This window comes from Curvibacter gracilis ATCC BAA-807 (genome assembly GCF_000518645.1).
GTDB lineage: Bacteria > Pseudomonadota > Gammaproteobacteria > Burkholderiales > Burkholderiaceae_C > Curvibacter > Curvibacter gracilis.
This window is the reverse complement of sequence record NZ_JADZ01000005.1, coordinates 353,703-368,967: the sequence shown is the minus strand read 5'-3', so window position 1 is coordinate 368,967 and position 15,265 is coordinate 353,703. Positions and strand designations below refer to the sequence as shown.

At 59.6% G+C, this 15,265-nt stretch carries 7 protein-coding genes; all 7 read left to right on the top strand.

The genetic code is table 11. From position 1 onward, the window contains the following. Window positions 1–56 precede the first annotated feature (56 nt). The 7 genes from drmD to drmA are packed head-to-tail and all read left to right on the top strand — an operon-like array spanning window position 57 to window position 15,265. The gene (gene drmD, locus L880_RS0104440) at window positions 57–3,185 is read left to right on the top strand and encodes a DISARM system SNF2-like helicase DrmD (protein WP_027474647.1); all 3,129 of its coding nucleotides are present in this window, start codon (window positions 57–59) and stop codon (window positions 3,183–3,185) included. Then, complete coding sequence (locus L880_RS0104435; protein ID WP_027474646.1) at window positions 3,182–7,450, top strand: Eco57I restriction-modification methylase domain-containing protein; 4,269 nt, start codon at window positions 3,182–3,184, stop codon at window positions 7,448–7,450. Before drmD ends, L880_RS0104435 begins: the two co-directional genes overlap by 4 nt. Further along, window positions 7,450–7,644, top strand: a complete 195-nt coding sequence (locus L880_RS35460) for a hypothetical protein (RefSeq protein ID WP_157462573.1) — start codon at window positions 7,450–7,452, stop codon at window positions 7,642–7,644. Before L880_RS0104435 ends, L880_RS35460 begins: the two co-directional genes overlap by 1 nt. 43 nt (window positions 7,645–7,687) lie before the next feature. Further along, window positions 7,688–9,103 (top strand): ATP-binding protein, encoded by a 1,416-nt coding sequence (locus L880_RS0104430; RefSeq protein ID WP_043328519.1) that lies wholly within the window; start codon window positions 7,688–7,690, stop codon window positions 9,101–9,103. A gap of 3 nt (window positions 9,104–9,106) precedes the next feature. Then, window positions 9,107–10,060 (top strand): O-methyltransferase, encoded by a 954-nt coding sequence (locus L880_RS0104425; protein WP_027474644.1) that lies wholly within the window; start codon window positions 9,107–9,109, stop codon window positions 10,058–10,060. A gap of 13 nt (window positions 10,061–10,073) precedes the next feature. Beyond that, entirely contained in the window at window positions 10,074–11,273 is a 1,200-nt protein-coding gene (locus L880_RS34820) for a restriction endonuclease (RefSeq protein WP_084460995.1), read from the top strand. Window positions 11,274–11,281: 8 nt separating this feature from the next. Continuing rightward, on the top strand, window positions 11,282–15,265 hold the full coding sequence (gene drmA, locus L880_RS0104420; RefSeq protein ID WP_027474643.1) for a DISARM system helicase DrmA: 3,984 nt from the start codon (window positions 11,282–11,284) through the stop codon (window positions 15,263–15,265).

The window sequence follows — 15,265 nt, the reverse complement described above, 5'->3', positions numbered from 1 at the left end:
GGCGTGGCCCTATGGCAAACTAGAACCAAAACGCATAAATGGGAGAAGACCTCTAAATGAGCGTCAAGACGGAACATGGGTTACACGCTTATCGCGCTCGCCCCGAGCCAGGGCAACTCGTCGAAGTGCGCCGCCGTCAGTGGGTCGTAGCCGACATAGATGTCGCCGGACTCGATACCGGTACGCCTCAACACTGCGTGACGCTGTCGTCGATTGACGAGGACGGTCTCGGCGAAGAACTTCAAGTCATCTGGGAGATTGAGCCGGGCGCTCAGGTCATTGAGCGGGCTGGACTGCCTTCGGTCGCGGGGCAGGACGACTCCGACACACTCGACGCGTTCCTCGACGCCGTGCGATGGGGTGCGGCCACCAATGCCGATCGGGGATTTCTCCAAGCGCCGTTCCGTAGCGGCGTCAGCATTGAGGACTTCCAACTCGATCCTCTGGTGCGCGCCATCGACATGGCTCGCGTCAATCTGCTCATTGCCGACGATGTCGGCCTGGGCAAGACCATCGAAGCCGGGCTGGTCATCCAGGAATTGCTACTGCGGCATCGCGCGCGCACAGTCCTGATCGTCTGCCCAGCGTCGCTTCAGGAGAAGTGGCGAGTCGAGATGCTGGAGAAGTTCGGCCTAGACTTCCGCGTGGTGGACACCGACTACATCAAGCAGTTGCGGCGCGAGCGCGGCATTCACGCCAACCCGTGGACGTCGCATCCGCGCCTCATCACGTCGATGGATTGGGCCAAAGGCGGCGAAGGCCTGCGTGCCATGCGCGACGTGATCCCTCCGCATGTCGGCCACCCCCGCAAGTTCGACCTGCTGGTCGTGGATGAGGCGCACAACGTCGCGCCCGCCGCAGGCGCGCATTACGCGCTGGAGAGTCAGCGCACGCGTTTCGTCCGCGCCATTGGCCCACACTTCCAGCATCGCCTGTTCCTGACTGCCACGCCTCACAACGGCTACACCGAATCGTTCACCTCGCTGTTGGAACTGCTCGACGACCAGCGTTTCGCGCGCAACATCCTCCCCGACGAGAAGCGCCTGAGTCAGGTGATGATCCGTCGCCTGAAGAGCGATCTGGTCGATGCGGAGGGCAACCCTTTGTATGCCCGCCGTACCTTGCAGGCGCTCGAAGTTCCGTACACGGCGGAAGAGCGCGAGATTCATCGCAAGCTGGACGATTACTGTGTCAGCCGCGAGAAGGACGCGGGGAAAGCTGGCAACGGTTTCGGCACCGCCTTCGTGAACCGCCTCCTCAAGAAGCGCCTACTCTCGTCGCCAGCGGCATTCGCATCCACGATTGAGAAGCACATCGCATCGCTGTCCGAAGCTCGGCCCGCGAAGCCGGATACGATGGCCGATCGCATTCTGTACAAGGCCATTCTGAAAGCCGACGAGGACTACGCCGACGATCGGGAGGTCGAGAACGCCCAAGCCGAAGCCGTCGAGGAAGCGACACGCCGTGCCTCGCCACTGACGGCGGAGCAGCGTGGAATGTTGGACGAACTGAAGGCATGGGCGCAACGCGCCCGGAATCAGGCCGACTCGAAGGCCAAGGCCATCCTCGACTGGCTCACGGCCAACCTCAAACCGGACGGTCAGTGGAACGACCGCCGGGTGATCCTGTTCACCGAGTACCGCACCACGCATCAGTGGATACATCAAATCCTCGCCAGTCACGGTTTCGGCGGTGAACGCCTCGCCCAGCTCCATGGGGGACTCTCGCAAGAAGAGCGGGAGCCGATCAAGGCGGCGTTCCAAGCCTCGCCGCAAGATTCTCCCGTTCGCATCCTGCTCGCCACCGACGCAGCGTCGGAAGGCATCGACCTGCAGAACCACTGCAATCGGCTCATCCACCTGGAGATTCCCTACAACCCCAACGTGATGGAGCAGCGCAACGGGCGTATCGACCGCCACGGCCAGCGCGAAAAGGAAGTGCTGATCTGGCACCCGGTCGATGGCGGCGACGCGGGTGGCGCGTCGGTCGGCGGCCATGGCGAGGACATCTTGCGCGCCTTGCGGAAGCTGGATTCGATGCGTGCCGACATGGGCAGCGTCAATCCGGTCATCGCGCCGCAGATGTCCGGCCTAATCGAAGGCTCGCTGAGGGATTTGGACACCCGTCTCGCCGAAGCGCGGATCGCCCGAGCCAAGAACTTCGTTCGCGCCGAACGCGAGTTGAAAGAGCGCGTCGCCAAGCTGCACGAGCGTTTGCTCACCACCCAGCAGGACTTCCACCTCACGCCCGACCACGTCTTGATGGCCGTGAAGACCGGCCTCGCGCTGGCGGGCCGCCCGCCGCTGGAACCCGCCGAACTTGATGGCGCACCATCGGGCAGCTTTTTTCGGATGCCTGCACTGTCAGGCTCCTGGTCTCGATGCCTGGAAGGACTACGCCACCCGCACACCCATCGGATACGGCCCATCACCTTCGATCACGCCGTCGCCAGTGGCCGTGACGATGTCGTGCTCGTCCATTTGAATCATCGCTTGGTGCAGATGTGTCTGCGCCTGCTGCGCGCGGAGATCTGGGCGCAGGACGACGTAAAGAAACTGCATCGTGTCACCGTCCGCACGGTGCCCGACGCGCATATCGATGGCCCTGCCGTGGTCGTCGTCTCGCGGCTGGTCGTCACCGGCGGCAACCACCATCGGCTGCACGAAGAACTTTCGGTGTCCGGCGGCTACCTGCGAGACCAATCCTTCCGGCGCGAAGAAGGCGTCACCCGTGTACAGCAATGGCTGGATGAGGCCAAGCCCGTCACGGCAGCGCCATCCTTGTTCGATGCACTTCGCGCCCGCTTCGACCGCCAGCAGGAGGCCATCCTGAAAGCCGTCGATGCCCGTTCGAAGGAACGCCTCCGATTTCTGACCAACACCCTTCAGACCCGCAAGCAGCAGGAGATCGACGACATTGGCACCGTGCTGGACGATCTGGAAAAGGCCATTCAGTCTGAACTGAAGAAGGAGCGGCAGCCCGAACAGCTTTCGCTGTTCACCGTGGATGAGCGCACTCAGCTTCACCGCGACATCGCGGCACTGCAAGCACGCCTCGCCCGCATTCCCGATGAGCGCCGGATGGAAACACAGGCCATTGAAGCCCGCTACGCCAAGCTCAACGACCGCACCTTCCCCGTAGCCGTAATCTTCCTCGTGCCGGAGTCAGTCGGAGGTGTCAAATGAGCATGCACCACGAATGGCTCTCGCTGATCGAGATTTCCGGCCCGTTCCTCGCCGTCCCCGTCCTGAAGGAGGTCTTCCCGCAGGGGTTGGAAGAACTTGATGCAGCCAAGCGCAAGCGACTGCGCCAAGCCTACGACGAATGGCACGAAGCTAAGGAAACGGACGATTCGCGCTTTGTCGATCTGCATGCGGCATGGATCGATGAAGTCTTATCTTGCGGGCTAGAGCTCGACGAGGACGGTCGTGGCGATGTGCTGAAGGGCAAGGACTGGTGCTCCACGCATTCGAACGTCAGCTTGCCCGAGCATGGAGTCAGCCTCTCGCCTGATTTCGCCGTCGTTGGCAATGACGACAAGCCGCTGATGCTCGTCCACGCCTACGGGTCGGACGTCGATCTCGATGCCACCTCGAAGCTGGACGGCTGGGCCAGCACACCGGCGGAACGCATGGTGACGCTCTGCCGTGCCAAGGGTTGTCGCCTCGGGCTGGTGACCAATGGCGAGCGCTGGATGCTGGTCGATGCGCCATTGGGCGCGGTCACTACCTTCGCCAGCTGGTATGCCCGCATCTGGGGCCAGGAACCTGTCACCCTCCAAGCCTTCGTCCACCTCTTGGGCATCCGGCGCTTCTTCGTTGACGAGTCAGAACGGCTGCCCGCGCTGTTCGACCGCTCGCTGAAGTTCCAGGACGAAGTGACCGACGCCTTGGGCGAGCAGGTGCGGCGTGCCGTCGAAGTGCTGATCCAGGCGCTCGACAAGGCCGACCAAGACCGCGACCGCGAGTTGCTGCGCGGCGTGGAGGAAGCAGAACTCTACGAAGCCGCGCTGACGGTGATGATGCGGCTGGTCTTCCTGCTCTCCGCCGAGGAGCGCGGCCTGCTGCTCCTGGGCGACGAACGTTACGAGGCCAACTACGCCGTTGCGTCGCTGCGGATTCGGCTGCGTGCTGAATCGGACGATATTCTGGAGCGCCGCTGGGACGCATGGTCGCGTCTGCTGGCCGTCTTCCGTGCTGTGTACGGCGGCATTGAGCACGAGAACCTGCGCCTGCCTGCGCTGGGCGGCTCGTTGTTCGATCCGGATCGCTTCCCCTTCCTTGAGGGCCGAGCCAAAGGCTCCGCCTGGCGTACCGACGTCGCCAAGCCGCTGCCCATCGACAACCGCACCGTCTTGCTGCTGCTTGAAGCCATCCAGCAATTCCAGGGGCGCACGCTGTCCTACCGGGCGCTGGACGTCGAACAGATCGGCTATGTCTATGAGGGCCTGCTGGAGCGCACCGTCCAGCGCACCCCAGAACTCACGCTGGAACTCGACGGTACCAAAAACGCGCAGTCGCCTTGGGTCACGCTGGCCGAACTCGAATCCGCACGGCTGGACGGTGCCGAGCGACTCGCCGAACTGCTCCAGCAGCGTTCCGGCAGCTCCGCCAGCCGTGTGCGCAATGATTTGGCGCGTCCGGTAGACGATGCGCTCGCAGACCGCCTGCTGACGGCTTGCCACGGCGACACGGCACTGCGTGACCGCATCAAACCCTTCGGCCATCTCGTGCGCACCGACCCTTGGGGCTACCCGCTGGTTTACCCCGCCAGAGCCTTCATCGTCACCACCGGTTCCGACAGGCGCGAGACCGGCACCCACTACACGCCGAAGTCGTTGACCGAGGCCATCGTTGCCGAGACGCTCACACCCATCGCCTACGTAGGCCCAGCACAAGGCACGCCGCGCGCGGACTGGGCGCTGAAGTCGCCCGCCGAACTGCTGGACTTGAAGATCTGCGACCCAGCTATGGGGTCGGGCGCATTCCTCGTGCAAGCCTGCCGCTGGCTGGCCGACCGGCTGGTGGAGGCGTGGGCACAAGCCGAAGCTATGAGTAGAACGGTCAGTGCTGATGGACGAGTGGTTGATGCCGATGCCTCCAACGAGCCGCTGCCGCACGACACGGAGGCTCGCACCATCGTTGCCCGCCGCCTCATCGCCGAACGCTGTCTCTATGGCGTCGACCTGAACCCGCTGGCTGTCGAACTGGCCAAGCTCTCCATCTGGCTAGTGACGCTGGCCAAGGGCCGGCCCTTCGGCTTCCTTGATCACAACCTGCGCTGTGGCGACAGCCTGCTCGGCATTTATAGACTGGATCAACTGACCCAGCTTTCGATGAATCCCACGAGCCAAGGCCAACTGCGCCTATTCGGCCAGAACATCGAACGGGCAGTGCACGAGGCCATCAAACTGCGGCAGCGATTGCGCGAGATGCCCGTGCGGGACATCCGCGACGTGGAAGTAATGGCGCATTTGGATGCCGATGCGCGCAGAAGGATTGAAGTATCGGAACAGATCGCCGATGCGTTTATTGGAGAGGTATTTTTGACCGGCGGGAGCGGTTCAACGTATGAAAACGCTCTTGCGACACTCAGCATTCAAGCCGGACAGGTGATCGACGGTGACCATGACACTCTTGCTTTGATGCGCAAAAGGTCGGTAAAGGCTCTTTCGACAGATGTACCCGCCGCCAAGCCCGTGCGTCGGCCTTTGCATTGGCCTCTGGAGTTTCCTGAGGTCTTTACTGCCAGCGGCGTTAACCCCACAGGATTTGATGCAATCGTAGGGAACCCTCCATTTCTAGGGGGGAAACGGATCACATCCATATATGGTGAAAAATATACATTCGCAATAAAGAAGACAGTCTCAGAAAAGAAGGGCGCTGCCGATCTCTCTGCATACTTTCTGCTCCGTGCATTTTCAGTAATCCGAGGCTCTGGAATCCTTGGCCTTGTCGTTACAAACTCCATAAATGAGGGTGATAATCGTGAAGTTGGGCTGGCGTCTATATGTGAAAAAGGTGGTGTAGTTTTTGGGGCAGAGACGAATAGACCATGGCCCGGAAGCGCGGGCGTCACAGTGTCGACCATATTCATAATAAAGGGGGGCTGGGCTGCTCAACGAAAGCTAAACGGTTCGCATGTAATTCTGATTAGCGAGTACCTGACAGATCACGATGCGGGTGGGGAGCCCTATAAGCTTGAATCGAACAAAGGTCTTGCGTCTACAGGTACCGGTGTAAATGGTAAAGGCTTCATCTTGTCCGTGGACGAGAGGAATGAGTTTGTTCTGGCAGATTCAAGAAATCAAGGTGTAATCCAGCCCTATCTAACGTCACAAGATATCAATCAAAGGCCGGACTCGTCACCGTCGCGGTTCATTATTAACTTTGGCAATATGGCGGAAGATGCTGCCAAATTATTTGAACTCCCTTATGCACGCGTCGCTGAATTGGTGAAACCAGTGCGGGACAAGCTCACGCGGCAGATCCATGAAACCTGCTTCTGGAAACATTGGGATCGACGAGACGAGCTCTATGCAGCACTTAGTGGTTTGAAGAGAGCATTGGTGTTGGGGCGTGTCTCAAGTTTTCACGCAGTTTCGTTTATGGAGACGGGTTGCTTGCCTTTTGATGGCGTGGTGGTTTTTCTCTGGGAAGATTTTGGACACTTTGGACTACTCCAGTCATCGGTTCACGAGATTTGGTGTGATCGATTTCGTACGACACTCCGCGAAGACTTAAGGTATTCGGTTAGCGACTGCTTTTCCACCTTTGCGAGGCCACATGCCGAACAGGTATCAGTCTACGTGGAAGAAGCGGGGCGACGATATTTTGAGTTCAGAGCGAAATTGATGCTCGACAAGGGTGAGGGCCTAACTAAGACCTACAGCAGGTTTCATCAGCCTGCTGAAATGCAGGCCGACATCGTGGAGCTTCGGCGCCGTCATGTCGAGCTTAATGCCGCAGTGCTTGCCGCTTATGGTTGGTCCGACATACTGCCTCAGTATGATTTTCATTCAACCGTACATGGTCTCCAATTTTCCGTCGCGGAGTCCGCGCGAAGAGAGATCCTTAAGCGCTTACTTAGATTGAATCACGAGCGGCATGCAGAAGAAGTCGCTCAAGGATTGCATACCGGCACGAGTCTGCGTATGTCAAGCCGCGCCTCGCGCACGGGTCGTACCACCATTGCTGCGATTACTCAACCCTCGTTAGATTTCGAAGCCGCCATAGCGACTGCCGCCAATGGTGATACTCCGGTCGCCGCGATCCTCAGCATTTTGAGTGCGCGCGACGGCTTGTTCGCCAAGGCCGATATCCTGGCAGCCACCGGCATCACCGATGGGCAGTGGAACACCGCCATCGCCGAGCTGATCTCAAGCGGGAGAGTCGAACGCCAAGGTGAGCGGCGTGGTGCCCGCTATCGGTTCATCGGAGGAGGCGATTGATGAGCAACGAGCGCTATTCGCAGGATTTGGTCGTCGCGGTTCAAGACTTCACTCAATCTGGCTGGAGGGAGGCAATCGCTCGAGCCACCCGCGAAGGATATTCGGCGATCTGGCAAGCGCTCTCCGGCGCTGCGTGCAGTGCTTCGAGCAAGGACGAAATGAACACGGAACGGCTGACAAAAAACTCCGGATGATCGTTGTCTCAATCAGATCGCATTACACACTGAGGAATTGTTCATGACCAAACCAAGCACTGACACAGCTCAGGCGAGCCCGACGAAGCAGTTCTTCGTGTCGATGCTCACGCGCGACATCAGCCTCGCCGATGCGATCCTCGACCTTCTCGACAACTGTCTCGATGGCGCAATGCGGTTGGCCAACGGCAATGACGTCGATTACGCCAAGCATTTCGTGGAAATCGAAATCACCGAAGACCACTTCGCTATCGCCGACAACTGCGGTGGCATCCCGCGCGACGTTGCCAAGAACTACGCGTTCAAGATGGGGCGCGAGTCCGACGACGACCGCGATTCGGATGCCGAAACCATCGGCATGTACGGCGTTGGCATGAAGCGGGCGATCTTCAAGATGGGGCGCAACGCGTTGGTGCGGACGCGGCATGGCGAGGACACGTTCGAGGTGCCGATCACATCGGAATGGCTTGATGCCAAGAACTGGGACCCGCTTCCCATCAATGAACCGACCGAGGCAAAGGAACGCCTTGATGAGGCCGGCACTACGATTTACGTCACCGACCTGTACGAAGGCGTCTCGCGGCACTTCGCCAACGGAGCCTTTGAGAACGAGGTGCGCACCGCGATCGCGGAGCATTTCACTATGTTTATCCAATTGGGCTTGAGGGTGCAATTCAACGGGACACCCGTGGAGTCTGTCCGTGTCGAAGTGCTCGTTTCGGCAGACGAGAAGAGTCCGGCTCCTTACATCTTCCAAAAGATGATAGATGGTGTGCTCGTTTCGATCACCGTTGGCCTTAATACGGGGAAAAGTCTTGGTGATGATGAGGAGGACGATGCGGGATTCGAACGTGACCGTTCGTCTGCTACTGCGGGCTGGACGGTGCTTTGCAACGATCGTGCTGTCATCGTTGGAGATAAAGGTCGCTTGACGGGCTGGGGCGACGGCATTCCGCTTTACCACCCGCAGTTTGCCATCGTCACAGGCATCATTGAGTTCCGTTCCAAACACGCCGACAAATTGCCGGTCACGACGACGAAACGAGCACTCGATACCTCGTCGAACGTCTGGCTGGAATCCCTCGTCAAGATGAAAGAGGGTATGCGCATCTGGATTTCATACACGAACCAGTGGAAGAACCATCCGCGCGCCGATCAGTCGAGCCATTGGGAGTCTGCCAAGCCGATGTCGTTGAGCCGTGCCATTGAGGTCGTTGCCACTCGCAGCGCCACGAGAAAGGTTGCGGACGCGATCGAATTCAACCCGCAGAAGGCAAAGGTCTTGCCGGAGCCGGAGGAAAAAAAACCCTCGTCCCGCAAGATCGTTTTCTCGCGTCCTGCCGAAGAAGTGCGGCTCGTCTCCAAGCTGCTGTTTGACGACCCGGACGAAAAGCCCGGCATTGTCGGCGATAAATGCTTCGAGATGCAGCTCACGAAGGCTAAGAGGCAGGGGAGCTGAACGATGAGTGCTGGATCTTCGCTGCCGTACCGGTTACGGCCCAACAAAGCCGTGGATCGGGAGCTGTTTCTGTCGCTGCTGATGCGGCTGGCTCCGAAACTCGCGCTCGAAACATATCACTATGTCGGCCTTGGCGGCCCTTTTCTCGAAGACTTCCGGCTGATCCACGCCCGACTCGGCATAGCCAAGATGACCTGCATCGAGACAGAGGAGCAGGTTCACAAGCGCCAGCTGTTCAATCGCCCCATCGCCTCGATCGAGTGTGTCCACAAGAGTCTTGAAGACTATTTGGACGAAACCGACCTCGATTCGCCCGCGATTATCTGGTTCGACTACGCGGAACCTAAGAGCATCACCTCGCAGATTGAGCGGTTCGCGCGGACCATTGGCACAGTGCCGATCGGCAGCGTGTTGCGGATTACGCTGAATGCAAATCCTAGCTCTCTTGGCAGGCCAGATGGGAATCTTTCAGAGGCAGAGCTCATGGGGTGGCGACTTCAGGCATTCCAAAGGCGACTCGGTGCGCTTTTCCCGAATGGACTGATTGCAGACGGGATGAAGCAGGAGAACTTCGGGAAAAGTTTGCTGCATGCGCTCAAGCTGGCAGTTGAAAAGGAGGTCCTCAGTTTTCGAGATCGCCGCATCGTCTGGGCACTGGCCACCCACTATGCCGACGGGCAGGCAATGGTGACGGCGGCCCTCGTGGTCTGCCAGAACAACGACAAGATCATTGAGGACGTGGTGAAGGCTTGGGAGTTCCATGCGACAACCGATGCGCCGCATCGGGTCGATCTGCCTGCGCTCTCGACGCTGGAGCGGCTGACGATGGAATCGAGCGACGATGCCCAGGCCAAGATGGGTTTCGAGTTGCCGATGTCGAATATGGGCGAGAACCCGTTCGATGTCTTCAAGAAGTTCTATCGTATCTATCCGCATTTCTCTCGGGTCGAGCTGTAGGGGGCATACATCAATGAAAGTAGTGCCGTACGACCGGCTACCTAAAAGTGACTTGATCGTTGACTGCGTTTATGAAAGTGGCGCAGATGGCCAGCTCGCAGGCGAACCAATTTCAAAGCTACTGCCCGGGTCAGGAAATATGGGCGGGTTTCGTGTGTCTGGTCGAGGCAACAGTAAGAACTGGGTGGTCCTGTTCACAACGGGAGAGGACCGAGATTGGCCAGACTCGCTTGATTTGAACACCGGCAAGTTCATTTATTTTGGTGACAACAAAACACCTGGTCACGAGTTGCATGACACACGAGCTGGTGGCAACAAAGTGTTGCGTCACGCGTTTGCGAAGCTGCACGATGATGGATCACGTCGTTTAGATGTTTCCCCCTTTTTTATTTTCAAGAAGCATTCAACCAAGAATGGATCCCGCTCAGTTCAATTCAAAGGATTAGCCATTCCCGGGTTTCCCGGTCTGTCCGCAACTGAGGATTTGGTCGCGGTCTGGAAATCCACCGATGGGCAGCGTTTCCAGAACTATCGCTCAACGTTCACAATTTTGGATGTCCCAGTCGTTTCGAGAGCTTGGATTGCAGACTTGGCAGCCGGGAATGCAAACACGAGCAATGCACCTAAAGCCTGGCAGGACTGGGTGGCGACAGGCACTTATCGCCCCCTGGTTGCAGAACCAACAACCGTCATCCGATCGGTAGAGCAGCAAATACCCGATACGTCTTTGAAGGCGTCAATTTTAGAGTGCGTTTGGATGCATTTCCAAGCTGCGCCAATTGCCTTTGAAGCATTCGCTGCTCGTGTTTATCAGATGACCGATGCGAGGGTCATCATTGATGAAATCACTCGTGGAACGATTGATGGCGGCCGGGATGCGATCGGTCGGTACTTGCTGGGTCTACCAGATGACCCCGTGTATGCAGAGTTTTCGTTAGAGGCGAAGTGTTATCGGCCACCAATAAACGGCCTCACGCCCAATACGATTGGCGTGACAGAAGTATCTCGCCTTATTTCTCGAATCCGTCACCGGCAGTTCGGTGTGTTGGTTACTACTTCACTGGTCGCACGGCAGGCATATGAGGAAGTCCGTGAGGATCGTCACCCAATTTTGTTCATTTCTGGGCGAGATGTGGCCGAGATATTGATATCCAACGGGTTTAATACCGTGGAGCGTGTGGCAGCGCTCTTGGCCAGTGAATTTCAGGTTTGAGGATCGTCATGCAAGAACAGGCACAAAGTAAAAGCCCCAATGCATGGGTCGCCATCGACCACGGTCTCGGAACCGGTCGCAGGCTCGCGCCCCACACCTTGATCTTGCAGGGCGATCGCTCTCTGTATCAAGCCATCGCCGAGGACGATTGGATTCTCGTTCTGAACACCACCGGTGAGGTCGTTCGCGCCGGGCGCGTTCTGCGGGTTCGTTCCGATCTCGAAACCACAACGCTCTTCTTTGACAAGATGTCCCTTGCTGACGCTCCGGTGCCGGCTGCCAACGTCTCGTTGGCTCCGCCTTCGTCGGGAAGCGTCGGTCGCGTCCAGTGGGAAGAATTTGTCTTGGCACTTGCCAAGGCGCTGAACCAGACTGTCGACAGCCTAGCTGTGGTCAAGGATCAGACTTACATCCGCGAACTGCTGCAGCTGGCCGTGGTAGACGATCTACTCGGCCCAGCGGGCGGCCCACGTGAGCGCATCGTGGACATGGGCGTGCGCGATCGTTATCTCGTTGGCAAGCTGGCGCCGCGTGAGGATGCCCAGGGAGGCATCGAAGGCCTGGATGGCCCGTTGGCCGAGAACGAGGTCGAGGAACCCGCCGACCCGATCGTGCCCGGCCAGCACGAGCCCGGTGCCGAGTTTGGAACGGCGACCGGGCGAGTCGATGCTGAGTCCGACTCTGCCGACGAGATCGACGCCGCCAGTAATCAGTCGCTGGTGCCGAGCAGCTTCGGCATGACCTTCTGCGTCGATGGCGATGTCCAACGGATCGAGATAGAAGTGCGCTGGGGCAGCTATGAGCGGGTACCGAATGAAGAACACGAGCTGACGCGTCCCAACGGACAGAAGGCCAAGGTCTGGCAGCGCATCCCCTGCGGCGGGAAACTGGTGCTGCCGCTCGCTGAAGGTGTGATCCCCCATCAAGCACCGGACGGGAATCGTCCGGCGGTGCGGATACAGGGTTCTATCCGTGCCAAGAACGCCAACGGCGACCGTTTAGTAACGCTGTTCCTGATAAACGCTCAGGAGGAGCCCGACAGCAACCGCGATGCCGCGTGGCTGTTCCAGCCAGAACTGATCGTGCGCGCGGAAGCAGAGGCTTCCAACCGCGCCATCTTCCGCCGGCGTCCCGTGCTGGACGCTGATGGCATGGATGCCGAGCGCGAATCGCTGGAAATGATCTACCGCAACCGCGTGGAGTTCGCGGTTGGACATGGCGTCGCCGTCCATGCCGAGACGGCGGACGACGTGACCTTGGCCACCGAAGTGCGCACCACCGTGCTGCCGCAATACGAAGTGCAGGTCACGGAGACGCCGGGACTCAATGCCGCAGACCGCCCAGCGATGAAGGAGATGGTGGCGAGCGGCCTGCTCGACATGCAACGCCTCGCCACATTGGGCGTCGATGAGTTGGTCGCCGCCCTGAACGTACTGACGAACGACTACACCGCGTGGATCGCCGAGCAACGCGTCCGCATCGGCGAGGACGTGGTCGGGTATGACACCTCGGCTGCACAGGCGCTGAATCGGTGTCAGGAAATCCAGGCGCGCCTGCAGCAAGGCATCGACACACTGAAGAACGACGAGAAGGCGCTGGCGGCTTTCCGCTTCGCCAACAAGGCGATGGCGATCCAGCGTGTGCGCAGCCAGTATGCGCTCGAAGTACGACGAGGCCGGGACGTTTCCGTAGATCAGTTCGACCTGCCGAAGAACCGCAGCTGGCGTCCTTTCCAGTTGGCGTTCCTGTTGCTGTCGATCCCGTCGTTGGCCGACCCCACTCATGCGGATCGCGTGCAGCCGATGGAATCCCATGCCGATCTGTTGTGGTTCCCCACCGGCGGTGGTAAGACTGAAGCCTATTTGGGCGTGGCGGCGTTCACGATGGCGATCCGGCGCTTGCAAGGCAAGCTTGGCGGCTACGACGCCTCACGTGGTCTGGCCGTGATCATGCGCTACACCTTGCGTCTGCTGACCCTGCAGCAGTTCCAGCGTGCAACTGCGCTGATCTGCGCGATGGAGGTATTGCGGCGTGAGGCGTTGGCTGGTGGCGATTCGTCATTGGGCCATGAAGCCTTCACCATCGGCCTCTGGGTCGGCAACAAGGTGACGCCGGGCACGACCGAGGACAGCCATCGCGCCATCGAGGACATCCGCAATCCCGGCAGGAACCACGCCGGGGCAACATCTCCCGCGCAACTGACCAGTTGTCCGTGGTGCGGCTCCGACATCGCACCGGGACGTGAAGTAGATGTGGACAAGGAGCGAGGGCGCACCCTGGTCTACTGCGGCGACAAGAAGGGCCGCTGCGAGTTCTCTCGAGGCAAATCGGGCAAGTTGTCGCAACCTGGTATCCCAGTGCTGACGGTGGACGAAGAGATCTACCACCGCCCACCGACGATGATGATCGCCACCGTGGACAAGTTCGCCATGATGGCGTGGCGCGGTCAGGTGCGTACGCTGTTCGGTCGAGTGAACCAGGAGTGCGAGCGTCACGGCTTGCTATGGCCAGGCTGCGAATGCAATACCGGGCACCGGGCGACCAAGGGTTTGCCTGCTGCTGCAGTGAAACCCGTCAACCCCATTCGACCGCCCGACCTGATCATCCAAGACGAGTTCCACCTCATCAGCGGGCCATTGGGCACGATGGTCGGTCTGTACGAATCTGCCGTCGATGAACTGTGCGGGTGGTCGCTCGATGGAAAGACCGTCAAACCGAAGATCGTCGCGTCCACGGCGACGGTGCGCAAAGCCAAAGAACAAGTGAACAACGTGTTCATGCGGCGCGTGTCGGTGTTTCCGCCGCACGGCTTGGACGTGGAGGACAACTACTTCTCGGTGCAGCGCCCGATCGAAGAGCGACCCGGACGCCGTTATCTCGGTGTGTGTTCACCCGGCAGTTCACGGCCCGCGATGCTGATCCGCGTCTATACGGCCTTCCTGACGGCGGCGCAGGCACTGTTCGATCGTTTCGGCGAGCCCGCCGATCCGTATATGACGACGGTCGGCTATTTCAATTCGCTGCGTGAATTGGGCGGGATGCGGCGTTTGGCCGAGGACGACGTGCAGACACGTTCCTACCGTGTGCAGATGAGCATGGTCGAACGGCCCGCGCTAGCGCAGCGCAGCGTCAACAACATCCGCGAGCTGACCTCGCGCGTTTCCAGTCAGGACATCCCGAAGTACCTCGACGATCTGGAGGTCAAGTTCAAGGCCACGCTCGATGCGGCTACCGGGAAGTACGTGACGAAATGGAACGAGGGTGACACCCGTGCGATCGACGTGGTGCTGGCCACCAACATGCTGTCGGTCGGCGTGGACGTGAACCGGCTGGGCCTGATGGCAGTGAACGGCCAGCCCAAGGGTACGGCCGAGTATATCCAGGCGACCAGTCGCGTAGGCCGTTCTTTCCCCGGCTTGGTCTGCACGGTGCTCACGTGGGCGCGTCCGCGTGACCTCTCGCACTACGAGACCTTCGAGCACTACCACGCGACTTTCTACAAGCATGTGGAAGCGCAATCGGTGACACCGTTCTCCCCGCGCGCGATGGATCGCGGCCTGACCGGCGCGCTCCTCTCACTGATGCGACTGGAGAACGACGCCTTCAGCCCGAACGTGGGTGCGGGAGAGCTGGACAAGTCCGACAAGCCCGAGATCACCGGCGCCATCGACGTGCTGGTACGGCGTGCTTGGAACGTCAGCGAGACGACCACCATCAAGAATCTGGCCGAGCGCGAACTGAAAGAGCGCGCGGACGAATGGGCGAAGGAGGTGAGCGTCCCTGGTCGCAAGCTGGCCTACGAAAAGCGAGGGGCGCAGGCAGCGACGATGGTCGGGCTGGTCAAGTCGCCGGGCATCCATGCATGGGACAACTGGACGGTTCCGATGTCGATGCGTGAAGTGGAGCCGGGCGTGCGCCTGATTATGAACACGGGGCACATCTCGGACGATCACGGGTGGAAGCCGCGTTTGCTGCCGAAGGACGAGGACTAA

Excerpts from the sequence above, each read along its gene's own strand:
- drmD (WP_027474647.1), top strand. The coding sequence starts at position 57 with ATGAGCGTCAAGACGGAACATGGGTTACACGCTTATCGCGCTCGCCCC.
- L880_RS0104435 (WP_027474646.1), top strand. The coding sequence starts at position 3,182 with ATGAGCATGCACCACGAATGGCTCTCGCTGATCGAGATTTCCGGCCCG.
- L880_RS35460 (WP_157462573.1), top strand. The coding sequence starts at position 7,450 with ATGAGCAACGAGCGCTATTCGCAGGATTTGGTCGTCGCGGTTCAAGAC.
- L880_RS0104430 (WP_043328519.1), top strand. The coding sequence starts at position 7,688 with ATGACCAAACCAAGCACTGACACAGCTCAGGCGAGCCCGACGAAGCAG.
- L880_RS0104425 (WP_027474644.1), top strand. The coding sequence starts at position 9,107 with ATGAGTGCTGGATCTTCGCTGCCGTACCGGTTACGGCCCAACAAAGCC.
- L880_RS34820 (WP_084460995.1), top strand. The coding sequence starts at position 10,074 with ATGAAAGTAGTGCCGTACGACCGGCTACCTAAAAGTGACTTGATCGTT.
- drmA (WP_027474643.1), top strand. The coding sequence starts at position 11,282 with ATGCAAGAACAGGCACAAAGTAAAAGCCCCAATGCATGGGTCGCCATC.